10 protein-coding genes are annotated in these 14938 nt (G+C 64.8%); 1 reads left to right on the top strand and 9 read right to left on the bottom strand.

Annotation, left to right across the window (positions count from 1 at the left end):
- Positions 1-72 precede the first annotated feature (72 nt).
- The 9 genes from OW493_RS05275 to OW493_RS05235 form a co-directional block, all read right to left on the bottom strand.
- A complete protein-coding gene (locus OW493_RS05275) occupies positions 73-1968 on the bottom strand; it encodes a M48 family metallopeptidase (protein ID WP_289863452.1) in 1896 nt (631 codons plus the stop codon).
- A 70-nt stretch (positions 1969-2038) separates the two neighbouring features.
- Positions 2039-2632 (bottom strand): LemA family protein, encoded by a 594-nt coding sequence (locus OW493_RS05270; RefSeq protein WP_289863451.1) that lies wholly within the window; start codon positions 2630-2632, stop codon positions 2039-2041.
- A 187-nt stretch (positions 2633-2819) separates the two neighbouring features.
- On the bottom strand, positions 2820-4418 hold the full coding sequence (locus OW493_RS05265) for a bifunctional 2-methylcitrate dehydratase/aconitate hydratase (RefSeq protein WP_289863449.1): 1599 nt from the start codon (positions 4416-4418) through the stop codon (positions 2820-2822).
- Between the two features lie 204 nt (positions 4419-4622).
- A complete protein-coding gene (prpF, locus tag OW493_RS05260; protein WP_289863447.1) occupies positions 4623-5891 on the bottom strand; it encodes a 2-methylaconitate cis-trans isomerase PrpF in 1269 nt (422 codons plus the stop codon).
- Entirely contained in the window at positions 5888-8590 is a 2703-nt protein-coding gene (gene acnD / locus OW493_RS05255; RefSeq protein WP_289863470.1) for a Fe/S-dependent 2-methylisocitrate dehydratase AcnD, read from the bottom strand. The genes prpF and acnD overlap by 4 nt, the downstream gene beginning before the upstream one ends.
- A 67-nt stretch (positions 8591-8657) precedes the next feature.
- Positions 8658-9815, bottom strand: coding sequence for a 2-methylcitrate synthase (prpC, locus tag OW493_RS05250; RefSeq protein WP_077379315.1), 1158 nt, complete (start codon positions 9813-9815; stop codon positions 8658-8660).
- Between the two features lie 182 nt (positions 9816-9997).
- A complete protein-coding gene (gene prpB / locus OW493_RS05245; protein ID WP_077379313.1) occupies positions 9998-10909 on the bottom strand; it encodes a methylisocitrate lyase in 912 nt (303 codons plus the stop codon).
- Positions 10910-10982: 73 nt separating this feature from the next.
- Positions 10983-11762 (bottom strand): GntR family transcriptional regulator, encoded by a 780-nt coding sequence (locus tag OW493_RS05240; protein WP_084209281.1) that lies wholly within the window; start codon positions 11760-11762, stop codon positions 10983-10985.
- Between the two features lie 370 nt (positions 11763-12132).
- Entirely contained in the window at positions 12133-13005 is an 873-nt protein-coding gene (locus OW493_RS05235) for an alpha/beta hydrolase (RefSeq protein ID WP_289863444.1), read from the bottom strand.
- Between the two features lie 288 nt (positions 13006-13293).
- Here OW493_RS05235 and pabB point away from each other — a divergent pair, with 288 nt between their 5' ends.
- The gene (pabB, locus tag OW493_RS05230) at positions 13294-14745 is read left to right on the top strand and encodes an aminodeoxychorismate synthase component I (protein WP_289863443.1); all 1452 of its coding nucleotides are present in this window, start codon (positions 13294-13296) and stop codon (positions 14743-14745) included.
- Positions 14746-14938: the final 193 nt, after the last annotated feature.

Genomic DNA, 14938 nt, shown 5'->3' with positions numbered 1-14938 from the left:
GATCCGGGCTGAGCACAAGGGCTTTTTCAAGAGATTGTCATCACGCTGTCACGGACGTGGCCACTCAAGGCGTCATCCTTCCGCCGGCCGGGATACCGGCTGCGCCCGCCATCCGCCACGAGACTGCGACTGCGTCTCGAGAGCGGCTTCCAGGCGTGCTTCCGGCAGCTGCATGACGCGCGCCAAGAGTGTCAGCAAGGCCACCTCTTCATCGGCCAGTGTCTGATCGGCATGCACTATCTGAGCAAGCGCCGCGAACCAGCGTTGCTTGTCCATGGGACGCAGGTGCGCCAGATGCGTGAGATGACGGCAGCGCAGCGCAGGGTTATCCCCCCCCGTCTGCGACTGCGGATACTCCAACGCCAGACCAAGTTCCGCACTGGCGTCCAGGAAGATGTCCTTGCGCAGTGCTTCATCGTCGATGAGTCCAACCATCAGCACGAGCCAGTGCTGACAGGCCGGCTGGCATTGCTGCAGGGCCAGCGAGTCGCTCTTGCGATCGATCCGCGGATCCAGTGATTCCAGCAGCAGCTGCCATAGACACCAGACGAACATGTCCTGCGGAGGTGTCTGCGCCTTGAGCATGCGATGCGCGCGCTCATCCGCTTCCCGCCAGCGCGGTATCAACCGGTTGAGCAAGGGGATCCACTCGACCCGCGGCAAGGACTCGAGCCTGCGCCGTGCCTCACGCGCCCGCTTGCCGTCCAGCCAGTCATGCTGACGCTCAAGCTCGGTGAGCCAGACACCACGCGTGGTCAGCTCCGAGGGGGCGATCATCGCCACCACCAGCTGCGGACAGAGAAACCTCGACAGCGTCAGGCTCTCGAGTTCTCCTCGTGAGCGCGAGAGCTCCCCCATGACCGCCGCGCCGGCGATACCCGCCATGACCCCGCCAAGCACGTCTGCCCCGATGGGGCCCTGCTGCTCGAAGGTATGCACCGGCTGCTGGCGCGCACTCAGATACTGCCGGTCCCAGCGAGGTTCCAGGCGCTTGATGCGTTCATCCAGCGGAGGATGCGAGTCGAACCAGCCTGTCAGCCATGGCGGGCGCGCTTCGACGAAGAAGAGATGGTTGTAGGTCATGGCGCGTGGATGCTGAATGCGGCCCCGCCATCCCATGCCGCCAATCCGTTTGAGCGCAGACGCGATGCCATCCGGGAAGCGGGTCAGGCGCACCGCACTGGCATCGGCGAGATATTCGCGTGAGCGCGCGACCCCGCGCTGCAATAGCCGCCCTCCCAGCCCGCCGAGACTGCCGAGCAACCACAGCGCCACACCCACCAGCATCAGCTGTGGCATGCCGCCTTTCCTGTCGGAACCGGAGGAGCGCGCCCTGCCCAACACGAAGCCGATGCGCCCTGCCCCCATCAGGAAGCGCCCCGCCTCGGAGAGAAACACCAGGCCGTGGACTGCACTCGCCAGACGCAGGTTGAGACGAATATCGCCATTGGCGATATGGGCGAACTCGTGAGCGACCACGCCCTGCAGCTCGTTGCGATCCAGCTGCTCCAACGCCCCGCGACTCAGCGCGATCACCGCATCCTGTGGCCGATAGCCCGCCGCGAAAGCATTGATCATCGCCTCATGCGGCAGCAGGAACAGCTGCGGCGTGGGCAGGTTGGCGGCGATCGCCATCTCTTCCACCACATTCAGTGCCCGCCGCTCGCTCGAGTCCTGCGTCTCGACATCCACCAGCTTGCCACCCAGGCGTGCCGCCACCATCGCACCGCCCTGCTGCAGACGCCGCAGCTCACGCGCCGCGACCAGTGAATTGCACAGGAAGATGATGCTCGCCACCGGCCAGACATATTCAAACGTCGTGGTGGCCGGACGCCCCAGGAAACTGCTGATCGCGACATGCACCACGGCGCCGGCGGCAAGAGACACCACCAGCGACATGGCCGTGAAGGCCAGCAGCAATAGCCGCGTTCGACGACGCGCACTGTCCTGCTCGTGATAGAAATTCATTCGCGCTCGCCATCTATCCTGTCAGGATCACAGCTCAAGACCGCTGCGAGAGAAGCATCCGTCGGTCGGCTCATGAGAAGCTGACATCGGGGGCCTGACGAATCTTCACGCTGTCATCGAAGGCCAACAGGCCTGCATCACTGCGATGACCGAAGGTCGGTGCGAACATCACCTGCGGGAAGCTCTGGCGATAGACGTTGTAATCGGTGACGGCATCGTTGTAGGCCTGACGCGCGAAGGCGACGCGGTTCTCGGTGGCGGTCAGCTCTTCCATCAGGTCGCTCATGGTCTGGTCGGCCTTGAGCTCTGGATAGGCCTCGACTACCACATCCAGCTTGCCCAGACTCGCCGCCAGCCCCTGCTCGGCGCCGGCCAGACTGGCCAGCTTGTCCATGCTGCCGGGGTGCGCCGCTGCGGCATTCAAGGCGGTCATCGCCTTGTTGCGGGCATTGATCACTTCTTCCAGAGTGCCACGCTCATGGCTCAGATAGCCCTTGGCCGTCTCGACCAGATTGGGAATCAGGTCGTAGCGCCGCTTGAGCTGTACCTCTATCTGCGCGAAGGCATTCTCGAAGCGCGCCTTGAGGCTGACCAGCTTGTTGTAGATCGAGATCACGTAGATGACGATCAGCGCGATGGCGCCCAGCAGCAGAAATGTTTTCATGATGAGTCCCTTGTGATGATGCCTTTGCAATGAAGGCCCGGCAGGCGTTGTCCCGCTCTCCGGCGAGTCTTTGCAAGCGCCCCTGTCGCTCTTCCTGTGCAATCCGCTTCCAGTTTACCCATACCGGATGACGGCACCAGTCAATTGGATGACTGATTGCCAACGGGGCATCATGCGGCCGGCAACCTCACGGCACCCAATGCGCCATGAACTCGTGCACCGGCAGTGCCTCGAGTCGCTCGCGATCGGCCAGCAACGCCATCAAGGTGTCGCAACGCGAGGGCGGGAAGCAGGTGGCCAGATTGGCCCGACACTTGTCCTCGAGCGGGGCGAGCGACTCTTCACGCCGCCGGCGATGTCCCAGCGGGTATTCCACCGTCACCTGCTCGGTGGCAGTACCATCGCAAAAGATTACCCGCAGGGCATTGGCGATCGAGCGCTTGTCGGCTTCCAGATACTCGCGGGTGAAGCGCGCCTCTTCCTTGACGATCATCCTGTCACGCAGCCGGTCGATCTCCGGGTGAGCGGCATGGAAGCCATCTTCATAGTGATCCGCGTTCAACTCCCCGAAGATCAGCGGCACCGCGACCATGTATTGCAGGCAGTGATCGCGGTCCGCCGCATTGGCGAGCGCGCCCTGCTTGGAGATGATGCGGATCGCCGATTCGTGGGTGGTGATCTCGATGCGCTCGATCTCCTCGATCCGGCCGCGCACCTCAGGATGGAGCTGGATGGCGGCCTCTGCGGCGGTCTGGGCATGGAATTCGGCCGGGAAGGAGACCTTGAAGAGCACGTTCTCCATCACATGGCTGTCCAGAGGGCGCGCCAGCGTCAGACGTCGCTCGCCTTCAGGCTTGAGGGCGAGATCGCGGTTGCCGTGACTGAAGGAGACATCATTGAAGCCCCACTGCGGCGCACTGAGGGCACCGGGGACGCCCATCTCGCCACGCAGGGCGATGTCCGCCAGCCGCACGCCGCGTGAGGTGGCGTCTCCCGCCGCCCAGCTCTTGCGCGAGCCCGCGTTGGGCGCATGCCGATAGGTGCGCAGGCTCTGGCCATCGACGAAGGCGTGCGACAGCGCCGACAGCAACTGCTCGCGATTCGCCCCCATCAAGCGCGCCGTCACCGCGGTGGTCGCCACCTTGACCAGCATGACATGGTCGAGACCGACGCGGTTGAAGCTGTTGTCCAGCGCCAGCACACCCTGGATCTCGTGCGCCATCACCATGCTCTCCAGCACATCGCGCATCACCAGGGGCGGCTTGCCCAGCGCAACACGCTGGCGCGAGAGATGGTCCGCCACCGCCAGAATGCCGCCGAGATTGTCCGAGGGATGCCCCCACTCCGCCGCCAGCCAGGTGTCGTTGTAATCCAGCCAGCGGATGGTGCAGCCGATGTCCCATGCCGCCTTGACGGGATCGAGACTGAAGGAGGTGCCGGGCACGCGCGCGCCATGCGGCACCAGCGTCTCGGCCACCAGCGGCCCGAGATGCTTGGTGCATTCCGGGAAGCGCAGCGCCAGGATGCCGCAGCCGAGAGTATCCATCAGACACAGACGAGCGGTGTCCATCGCCTCTGCCGAGGGACCTGAGCGCTCGTGCTTGCCGGCCAGACCGTCCACATTCGAATCCGCATCCGCATTCGCGACAGGGGGGGCGTCGCAATACCCCAGCACATAGTCGGCGATCTGCTGAAGCTCCGGGTCATAGTACGGGCGCTGATTGGCGCTGGCCTGATTGGCGCTGAGGCAGCTTGCGCCCGCCTGATCAGAGGATGGCGTGCTCATACATGACCTCCTGTCGTGGATCGTCTTTGCCCGCATGCGACTCCCGTCACACCTGTACTTCCCCCCACTACCTGCACACATACCACAGAGACGCGAAAGCCGGCCCTCTGCACATGCATGCCAGGCCGGCTTTCATCGAGATGCCGCAGGAGGGATATCAAGAGGGATATATTGACAGTAGACCATCGCCTGCCAATGCCGGCGCTAGCGCATCAAGGTCTCCGCCGGCACCCGCACCCAGCCTTCCATCAGGATACGCGCGCTGCGACTCATCACGGCTTCACTGACGGTCCACTCGCCCTCGCCTTGCTGGCCATCACTGACCTGGCCTGCCTCTGTCTGCCGGTGGGCACTCGCGCCGACCCTGAGCGTGCCGGAAGGATGTCCGAAGCACACCGAGTCACGCGCCGCGCCAGCCTGCCCGGCCCCAGACTCAGCATCGGCTCCGCCACCGGCGGCAAGATTGACCAGCGTGCCGGGTACCGCAGCCGCCGCGGCAATGGCGACAGCCGCGGTGCCCATCATGGCGTGGTGCAGCTTGCCCATCGACACGGCGCGAATCAGTACGTCGATCTCGCCTGCCTTGATCTCGCGACCACTGGAGACGACGTGATCCACCGGCGGCGCCACGAAGGCGACCTTGGGGGTGTGTTGGCGCGTGGCCGCCTCAGCGAGATCCTTGATCAGTCCCATGCGCAGTGCGCCGTGGGCGCGCAATGTCTCGAGGCGCGCAAGCGCCTCGGCGTCCGAGTTGATCGCCTCCTGCAGCTCGGTGCCCTGATAGCCGAGGTCGCGGGCATTGACGAAGATGGTCGGGATGCCGGCGTTGATCAGGGTCGCCTGGATCTGCCCGCCAGCGGCCACCGATTCCGGCACCTCCAGCGCATCGACCACATTGCCGGTGGGGAACATGCTGCCCTCACCCGCGGCGGGATCGCGGAAGGCGACCGCCACTTCGGCGGCCGGGAAGGTCACGCCATCCAGGGCGAAGTCGCCGGTTTCCTGGACGCGCCCTTCGCACATCGGCACGCGCGCGATGATGGTCTTGGCGATGTTGGCCTGCCAGATGCGCACCTCGGCGATGCCGTCACGCGGCAGGCGCTCGGCCGGCACCAGGCCCTTCTCGATGGCGAAGGGCCCGACCGCCGCCGAGAGGTTGCCGCAGTTGCCGCTCCAGTCGACGAAGGGCGAGTCGATGGAGACCTGGCCGAACAGGTAGTCGACGTCATGATCCGGCTGTTCGCTGCGACTGATGATCACCGTCTTGCTGGTGCTGGAGGTCGCGCCCCCCATGCCGTCGATCTGCTTGGCGTAGGGGTCGGGGCTGCCGATCACGCGCAGCAACAGGGCGTCACGCATCGGGCCCGGCACCTGCGCCGCTTCCGGCAGTTCATCGCGCAGGAAGAACACGCCCTTGCTGGTGCCGCCACGCAGATAGGTGGCGGGAATCCTGAGCTGTGCCTGCTGGCTCATGCCGATACCTCCGCCGCCGTCTCGCCCGGTGCCTGTGAGCTGAGGAAGTCTTCAGCGAAGCGCTGCAGCACACCGCCCGCGGAGTAGATGGAGACCTCCTCACGGGTATCGAGGCGACAGGTGACCGGCACGCGTTCGACCTGGCCTGCCTTGTCGCCGGCGGTGCGCTCGATCACCAGCGTGAGCGCTGCCCCCGGGGCCGGTTCGCCCTCGACGGCGTAGATCTCGCTGCCATCCAGCGCCAGCGTCTTGCGTGTGGTACCGGCGGCGAACTGCAACGGCATCACGCCCATGCCGACCAGATTGGTGCGGTGGATACGCTCGAAGCCTTCCGCGACGATGGCCTCGACCCCCGCCAGCCGCACGCCCTTGGCCGCCCAGTCACGCGACGAGCCCTGGCCGTAATCCGCACCCGCGATGATGATCAAGGGCTGCTTGCGCTGCATGTAGGTCTCGATGGCCTCCCACATGCGCACTACCTTGCCTTCCGGCTCCAGACGCGTGAGCGAGCCCTGCTTGACCTCGCGCTTGCCGTCTGCCCCTTCCACCACCGCCATCTCATTGATCAGCTTGGGATTGGCGAAAGTGGCCCGCTGTGCAGTGAGGTGGTCCCCACGGTGGGTGGCGTAGGAATTGAAGTCCTCCTCCGGCAGGCCCATCGCGGCCAGATACTCGCCCGCCGCACTGCTGGCCATGATGGCATTGGAGGGCGACAGGTGATCGGTGGTGATGTTGTCCCCCAGCACCGCCAGTGCCCGCATGCCGGTGAGCGTCGGCGCGCTGGCCAGGCCGCCTTCCCAGTACGGCGGACGACGGATGTAGGTGCTCATCTCGCGCCAGTCATACAGGGGACTGGTGGAGGCATCGCGGTCGTCTCTGGCCTCGAACATCGGGATATAGACCTGACGGAAGTGGTCCGGCTTGACGCTGGAGCCGACGATGGCGTCGATCTCCTCGTCGCTCGGCCACAGGTCCTTGAGCATGATCGGCGAGCCGTCCGGCGCATGCCCCAGCACGTCCTTCTCGATATCGAAGCGGATGGTGCCGGCGATGGCGTAGGCGACCACCAGCGGCGGCGAGGCCAGGAAGGCCTGCTTGGCGTAGGGGTGGATACGGCCATCGAAGTTGCGATTGCCGGACAGCACCGCGGTGGAATAGAGATCGCGCTCGATGATTTCCTGCTGGATCGCCGGGTCCAGGGCACCGCTCATGCCGTTGCAGGTGGTGCAGGCGAAGCCGACGATGCCGAAGCCGAGCTGCTCGAGTTCCGGCAGCAGTTCCGCTTCTTCCAGATACAGCTGCACCGCCTTGGAGCCCGGCGCCAGCGAGGTCTTGACCCACGGCTTGCGCGTCAGTCCCAGCGCATTGGCGCGCCGAGCCAGCAACCCTGCGGCGATGACGTTGCGCGGGTTGGAAGTATTGGTGCAGCTGGTGATGGCGGCGATGATCACCGCGCCATCCGGCATCAGGTCACGCCCGTCCTCGTCCTGCTCATGCTCGACCACGCCGGAGATGCCGCGCGCGGCCAGCTCGCTGGTCGGCACGCGACTGTGCGGATTGGAGGGCCCCGCCAGGGTGCGCACCACCGAGGACAGATCGAAGATCAGCTCGCGCTCATATTCCACCGCGCCCTCGATATGGCCGGTCTCATCTGCCCACAGGCCAGTCTCGCGTGCGTAACGCTCGACCAGCGCGATGTTCTCCGGCTCGCGGCCGGTCAGGGTCAGGTAATCCAGCGTCTGCTGGTCGATGTAGAACATCGCCGCCGTGGCGCCGTACTCCGGCGTCATGTTGGAGATGGTGGCGCGATCACCCAGCGTCAGGCTGGCCGCGCCTTCGCCGAAGAATTCCAGATAGGAGGAGACGACCTTCTCGGCGCGCAGGAATTCGGTCAACGCCAGCACGATATCAGTGGCGGTGATGCCCGGCTGCGGGCGCCCGGTGAGGCGCACGCCGATGATGTCGGGCAGGCGCATGTAGGAGGCACGCCCCAGCATCACGCTCTCGGCCTCCAGCCCACCGACGCCGACGGCGATCACGCCCAACGCATCGACATGTGGCGTGTGGCTGTCGGTGCCCACCAGGGTATCCGGGAAGGCGACTTGATGGCCCTTTTCATCGGCGCGCGACTCGATCACCGGCGACATCCGCTCCAGATTGATCTGGTGCATGATGCCGTTGCCCGGTGGGATCACGTCGATGTTCTCGAAGGCCTGACGGGTCCAGTCGATGAAGTGGAAGCGGTCCTCGTTGCGACGCTCCTCGATGGCGCGGTTCTTGGCGAAGGCGTCCTTGTCGAAGCCGGCGTGCTCCACCGCCAGCGAGTGGTCGACGATCAACTGGGTCGGCACCACCGGATTGACCTTGGCCGGGTCTCCGCCGCGCTCGGCGATGGCATCACGCAGGCCAGCCAGATCCACCAGCGCGGTCTGACCGAGGATGTCATGACACACGACGCGCGCGGGGTACCACGGGAAATCGAGATCACGCCGACGCTCGATCAATTGCACGAGGCTGTCACGCAGCTGATCCGGCGGGCAGCGGCGCACCAGGTTCTCGGCCAGTACGCGTGAGGTATAGGGCAGACCGGCGTAGGCGCCGGGGGCGATGTCTTCCACGGCGGCACGCGCATCGAAGTAGTCGACCGGGGTACCCGGTGACGCCGTGCCAGGCAGGGGTTTGCGATACTCGGTATTCATGGGCATCCGGACTCATCAGGCGATCAGGAAAACGATCGGCCAGCACGCTGACTGGCCGAGGAAAGGGTCAGTCGCGCTGCTCGATGGGCAGCCAGTCGCAGTGCTCCGGGCCAGTGTAATCGGCGCTCGGGCGGATGATGCGATTGTTGGCGCGTTGCTCGAAGACATGTGCCGCCCAGCCGGTCAGGCGTGAACAGACGAAGATCGGCGTGAACAGCTTGGTGGGAATGCCCATGAAGTGATAGGCGCTGGCGTGGAAGAAGTCGGCGTTGCAGAACAGCTTCTTCTCGCGCCACATCACGGCTTCGACGCGCTCGGAGACGGCGTAGAGCTGCGTATCGCCCACATCGTCCGCCAGCTTGCGAGACCACTCCTTGATGATGGCATTGCGCGGGTCACGCTCACGGTAGATGGCGTGGCCGAAGCCCATGATCTTCTCGCGGCGTTCCAGCATGCCGAGAATCTCGCGCTCGGCCTCCTCCGGTGAGCGCCAGTGCTCGATCATCGCCATCGCCGCCTCGTTGGCACCGCCATGCAGCGGTCCGCGCAGCGAGCCGATGGCTGCCGTCACGCAGGAGTGCAGGTCAGACAGCGTCGAGGCGCAGACACGTGCGGTGAAGGTCGAGGCATTGAATTCGTGTTCGGCATAGAGGATCAGCGAGGTATTCATCACCGCAGCATGCAACTCGCTGGGGGCTTCGCCATGCAATAGGTGCAGGAAGTGCGCGCCGATGGAGTCGTCATCGGTCTCGGTGTCGATGCGCACGCCATCATGACTGAAGCGATACCAGTAATTGATGATCGACGGGAACACGGCCAGCATGCGGTCGGCCTGATCGGACTGCTCCTCGAAGCTCTCTTCGGTCTCCAGATTGCCGAGCATCGAACACCCGGTACGCATCACGTCCATCGGGTGAGCGCTGGCCGGAATCTGCTCAAGCACCGCCTTCAAGGCGTCCGGCAGACCCCGCAACCCCTTGAGGCGCGCAATGTAGGCATCCAGCTCCGCCTGATTGGGCAACTTGCCCTTGAGAAGCAGATAGGCAACTTCCTCGAAGGCTGCGTGACTGGCGAGGTCTTCCAGGTCGTAACCGCGATAGCGCAGACCGGAACCGGACTTGCCGACGGTGCACAGCGCCGTCTCACCGGCACTCTGGCCGCGTAGACCACTGGGGGCGCTGGTGCTCGAAGTAGCGGTGGTCGGGTTGGCGATGGTATCTGACATGGCGTGATCTCCTTGGCAGTGACGTCATTGAGTTGTTCTTTTTCTTGTAGGGCATAAAGCGTCAAGCCCCTCGCCGGCCAGGCGTCTGCCAGCGAGGGAGAAACGGTCGGGCCGAGAGTGCCGGCCCGTGAAGCCGATGACCTCCAGAGGCGAGACATGGCGTCCGTCTCGAGCGTCTGGCATCAATCCTTGCGGCTTTCGGCCTCGAACAGGGTGTCCAGCTTCTGCTCGAAGGTGTGGTAATCGAGGAAGTCGTAGAGCTCCATGCGGGTCTGCATGTCGTCGACGACATCCTTCTGATCACCCTTGTCGTGGATGTTCTGGTAGACCTTGAGGGCGGCGGCGTTCATGGCGCGGAAGGCAGACAGCGGATAGAGCACCATCCGGCAGCCGACATCGCCCAGCTCGCGCTGGTTGAACAGCGGCGTGGCGCCGAATTCGGTGATGTTGGCCAGGATCGGCGCGTCAACGCCCTCACAGAAGGCACGGTAGTCCTCGAGGGTATGCACCGCCTCGGCGAAGATGGCGTCGGCACCGGCTTCGACACAGGCGTTGGCACGTGCGACGGCGGCTTCGAGCCCTTCCTTCTGGAAGGCATCGGTGCGCGCGATCAGATAGAAGCTGTCATCACGACGCGCATCGGCAGCGGCCTTGATGCGATCGACCATCTCCTGGCTGGAGACGATGGCCTTGTTGGGACGGTGTCCACAACGCTTCTGGGCGACCTGGTCCTCCAGGTGCACGGCAGCCACGCCGGCACGCTCCATCTCCTGAATGGTGCGCGCGATGTTGAAGGCGCCACCCCAGCCGGTATCGATGTCCACCAGCAGCGGAAGCTCGCTGGCGGCGGTGATGCGACGCGCATCTTCCAGCACGTCATTCATGCTGGTCATGCCCAGATCCGGCAGACCGTAGGAGGCGTTGGCCACGCCGCCACCGGACAGGTAGATCGCCTGATGCCCGACGCGCTCGGCCATGATGGCGGTGTAGGCATTGATGGTGCCGACGATGGGCAGCGGACGATTGGCCTCCAGCGCCGCGCGGAAGCGGGCACCGGGGCTTGGCAGGGCGGTGGAACTCAGATGGCGTGACATGACATCTCCCGGGCTGGGCCCATGACGGGGTTGGAATTGTTCGGTCGGTTCAAGTCGTGAGCGGTGCGTCAGCTCACTCTTCGCCCTGCTCCTGCTTGAGCGTGGCGGCATAGCGGCGGGCGACGTTCTCCCGCGAGGCGCTGACATGGCGGCGCATCAGCAACTCCGCCAGTTCCTCATCGCCGGACTCGATGGCATCGACGATGCGATGATGCTCGACGAAGGCCTTCTGCGGGCGTGATCCACTGGCGCTGAACTGGGTGCGGTACATGCGCACCAGGTAATAGAGGTCATCACAGAGAATCGTCATCAGCATGTGGTTGTGGCTGCCGAGCACGATCTGATAGTGGAAATCGAGGTCGCCTTCCTTCTGGAAGTAGGCGGTACCGGTCTTGAGGTCCGACTGCTGTTCGTGGGTCTTGAGCACGCTGCGCAGCCGCGCGACCTCTTCCTGTGTCATGTGGCGTGCGGCCAGACGGGCGGCCATGCTTTCCAGTGCCTCACGCACATCGAACAGCTCCAGCAGCTCGGTCATCGAGAGCTTGACCACCCGCGCGCCGACGTGGGGCACGCGCTCGATCAGACGATGGACCTCGAGGCGGCGCATGGCCTCGCGCAGCGGTCCGCGCGAGATCCCGTAGGCCTGAGCCAGGCCGGGCTCGGTGATCTTGCTGCCCGGTGCCAGCTCGCCACGCACGATGGCGTCCTGCAATTGATGGAAGACACGCTCGGCCAGGGTGCGCACCTCGGGGGTCGCTGCCGTCGCGGAAGCGGTGTGACCTGCCTGCTCGGCAGTCGCGCCGCGCGCAAGGCTTCGAGCGGTGGTGGCATTGTGAAAGGCATCGGTGGTCATGGCGGTCAGGCAATCCGGCTGGCAAGGGACAGAGGCAAGGCAATGGCGGCGAGGGACTTTCAGCACCATTGTCGACAATCATTCACTGAATGCCAGACTAGCCAGCGCGCCTGTGTGGGTCAAGATGCAATCCGCCAAATCCTCTACACCTTTGGCGTTAGACACGGCTACCCTGCTGGAAAAACTACTGTCAGAACAAGGTTGAACTGCCCTGAACCTCGTCATGCAAGCCAACCCGCCAGCACCGTCTGGCGGCACGGCAAGGCACGATGAACGGCACGAAAAACGCCCCGCCAGCGCAAGCTGACGGGGCGTTCGACTCTCGGGGACTCGCCCTTTCATCGGCAGGCTTGTCGACAATCCTTCAGATTTAGCCGAAGCTGAGCTCCGCGCCGATACGGCGGGGTTTCTGGAAGGGCAGCGAATGATCGGTGCCGGGGATTTCCAGCGATTGCCAGCCCGGATAACGTTCGGCCAGCAGCGCATGATAGTCACGCAGGGTCGTGGGGCTCTTGCCACCGACCATGCTGCGTACCTCGCCGCCTGCCGCCAGCACGTCAGCCAGCAGAGCCTCGCGGTCAATCTCGCGCACGGCATGCGTGACACAGTCCAGGGCATTGGCGAAGCCCAGATGACGATGCGCCAGGCGCGCCACCATCATGCGCTCGGCACGCGGGTTGCGCGTGCGATGCGGGGAAATGAGGTCGAGGAACGCGGTGATCCCCGCCTCGGGGCTTGCCGCCTCGCGCATCGCATGCGCCGCCTCGGCGTAGCCATCGCGCACCTGGATCATGGTGGCGTGGCATTCGCGCTCCAGCAGCGCCGGTTCCAGCAGGCTGATGTCGCCGACCTTCACCTCCGGGCGCTCGGCGCGCAGACGCTGGACAAGACGCATGGCGACCAGCCCGCCAAAGCTGTAGCCGATCAGGTCGAAATGCGTGATGCGCTGCGTCTCGATCAAGGCCATCACATCCTCGACCACCTGCTCGAGGGTGAAGGGAGGTTCACCACCATCGGGTGACACCGTCTGCCCCATGCCGCGCAGGTCAGGAATGATCAGCTCGTCATGGGCCGTGAGATGCCCGACCAGCGGCGCCCAGGTCAGCGTGCCGGCCACACCCGCGCCGTGCAGCATCAGCAATCGACGCCCGCCCTGGGCGCCATGCCGCTTGAGACGCTGCCAGAAGAGGGTCTGATCAGGGCGAGCCAGCAGGTGCTGGCCGTGTTCAAAATCGGGATGCATGGCGGGAGGCTCCGATGACATGCCATGGGCCTCGCGCAGACTTGTACCTGCAGGACACAGATAGCGCGAGGCACACATGAAGGCAGACGATGTAAAAGAGCGGGCTGTAGACAGTGCGTAAAGCGCGCGAAAGCAGGCACCTTAATCAGCGAGTGAGCCGACGACAAGTCATTGACGGCAAGACAGCGATGAGAGCCAGTGATGACAGGGGCTTGTCGGAATCGCACGCATGGGCGGACAAAACGCCCTCGGATGCCTAGAATGCCCTGTCCGCCAACGGAAGCTGTCATGACCATCTCGCTCGAAATCAACGCCCTGCCCTACGCCCTCGCCGCCGAGGACGAGGCCTCCACACTGTCGCGCTTCGCACGCCTGCGTACGCGCCCCGACGCCGTGCTGCTCGACAGCGGCCAGCCTTCACTGGCCGGCGGTCGCTTCGACATCATCAGCAGCGACCCGCTGGCCGTGCTGGAGCAAGGCGCGCATGGCGGCAAGCTCACCGGCCCACTGCCGGAGTCGATGCGTGACCTGAGCCAGTTCAGTGAAGCATTGGAGCGCCTCGCCCGCCTGCCGGTGATCGAGGCCCAGCGCCAGCTGTTGACCCTGCTGCCGCAGACGCTGGCAGGCGAAGAGCTCGCCCAGCATGATCTGAGCGCCGAGGACCTGCCGTTCATCGCCGGCCTGCTGGGTTACTGGAGCTATGACTTCGGCCGCGCGCTGGAGAATCTGCCCGTCCAGGCACAGGACGACATCGCCCTGCCCTGGTCACGCCTCGGTCTCTACGACTGGGCATTGATCAGTGATCATCAGCGTCAGCAGAGCTGGCTGATCGCCTCGCCCCAACGGCGCAGGCAGGTGCTTGAGTGGCTGGAGCAACCGGCACCGAGCCGCGCCGACTTCGCCCTCGACACCCCCTTCTCGCCGCTGCTGGATCGCGCGGGCTACGGCGAACGCTTCCGTCAGGTGATGGAGTATCTGCACGCTGGTGACTGCTACCAGATCAACCTGACCCAGCGCTTCTCCGCCGACTGCAGTGGCGACAGCTGGGATGCCTACCTGCGCCTGCGTCAGGCCACGCCGACGCCCTATGCGGGTTATCTGAGCTGGCAGGACGCCAAGGGCGAGGAGATGGCCATCGTCTCCGTCTCGCCGGAGCGCTTCGTCGAGGTCAATCACCGCGCGGTCGAGACCAAGCCGATCAAGGGCACCCGCGCACGTGGCGCGACACCGGAAGAGGACGCCCGACTGGCCGCCGAGCTGCTGGCCAGTCCCAAGGACCGCGCCGAGAACGTGATGATCGTCGACCTGCTGCGCAATGATCTGGGGCGTGTATCCGCGCCCGGCAGCGTCAAGGTGCCATCGCTGTGCGCGTTGGAGAGCTACGCCAACGTGCACCATTCCGTCAGCACCATCACCAGCACGTTGGAGGAAGGGCGCGATGCGCTGGATCTGCTCGGCGCCGCCTTCCCCGGTGGCTCCATCACCGGCGCGCCCAAGATACGCGCCATGCAGATCATCGAGGAGCTGGAGCCGGTTCGCCGCAGCGCCTATTGCGGCAGCCTCGGCTACCTGGATATCCGCGGGCACATGGATACCTCCATCGCGATCCGCACGGCGGTGATCGCCGAGGGCCAGGTGCACCTGTGGGGCGGCGGCGGCCTGGTCGCCGATTCCGAGGAAGAGGCCGAATACCGCGAAAGCCTGGCCAAGATCCAGCGACTGATGGAAGCGCTCGGCTGACAGGTGGCGTTATAAAGCGTCATGAGCGCCATAACTCGATGGCATATAACGATCGAACGAATTCGTATTGGGGAAGCAGTGCCCGCCTTTGATAGGGTAGGCGCATTCCTGCACGTCTCCTTGAGCGCTACCCGCCTCTGCTGATGGCCTTTCCTGGCCATTGATCAGCCCTGCGCCCCGCTCCATCGGACGT

Origin of the sequence: Cobetia sp. 14N.309.X.WAT.E.A4 (genome assembly GCF_030397495.1) — a bacterium.
Taxonomy (GTDB): Bacteria; Pseudomonadota; Gammaproteobacteria; order Pseudomonadales; family Halomonadaceae; genus Cobetia; species Cobetia marina.
Note: the sequence above shows the minus strand (reverse complement) of the source record. Positions and strands in the feature narration are given on the sequence as shown.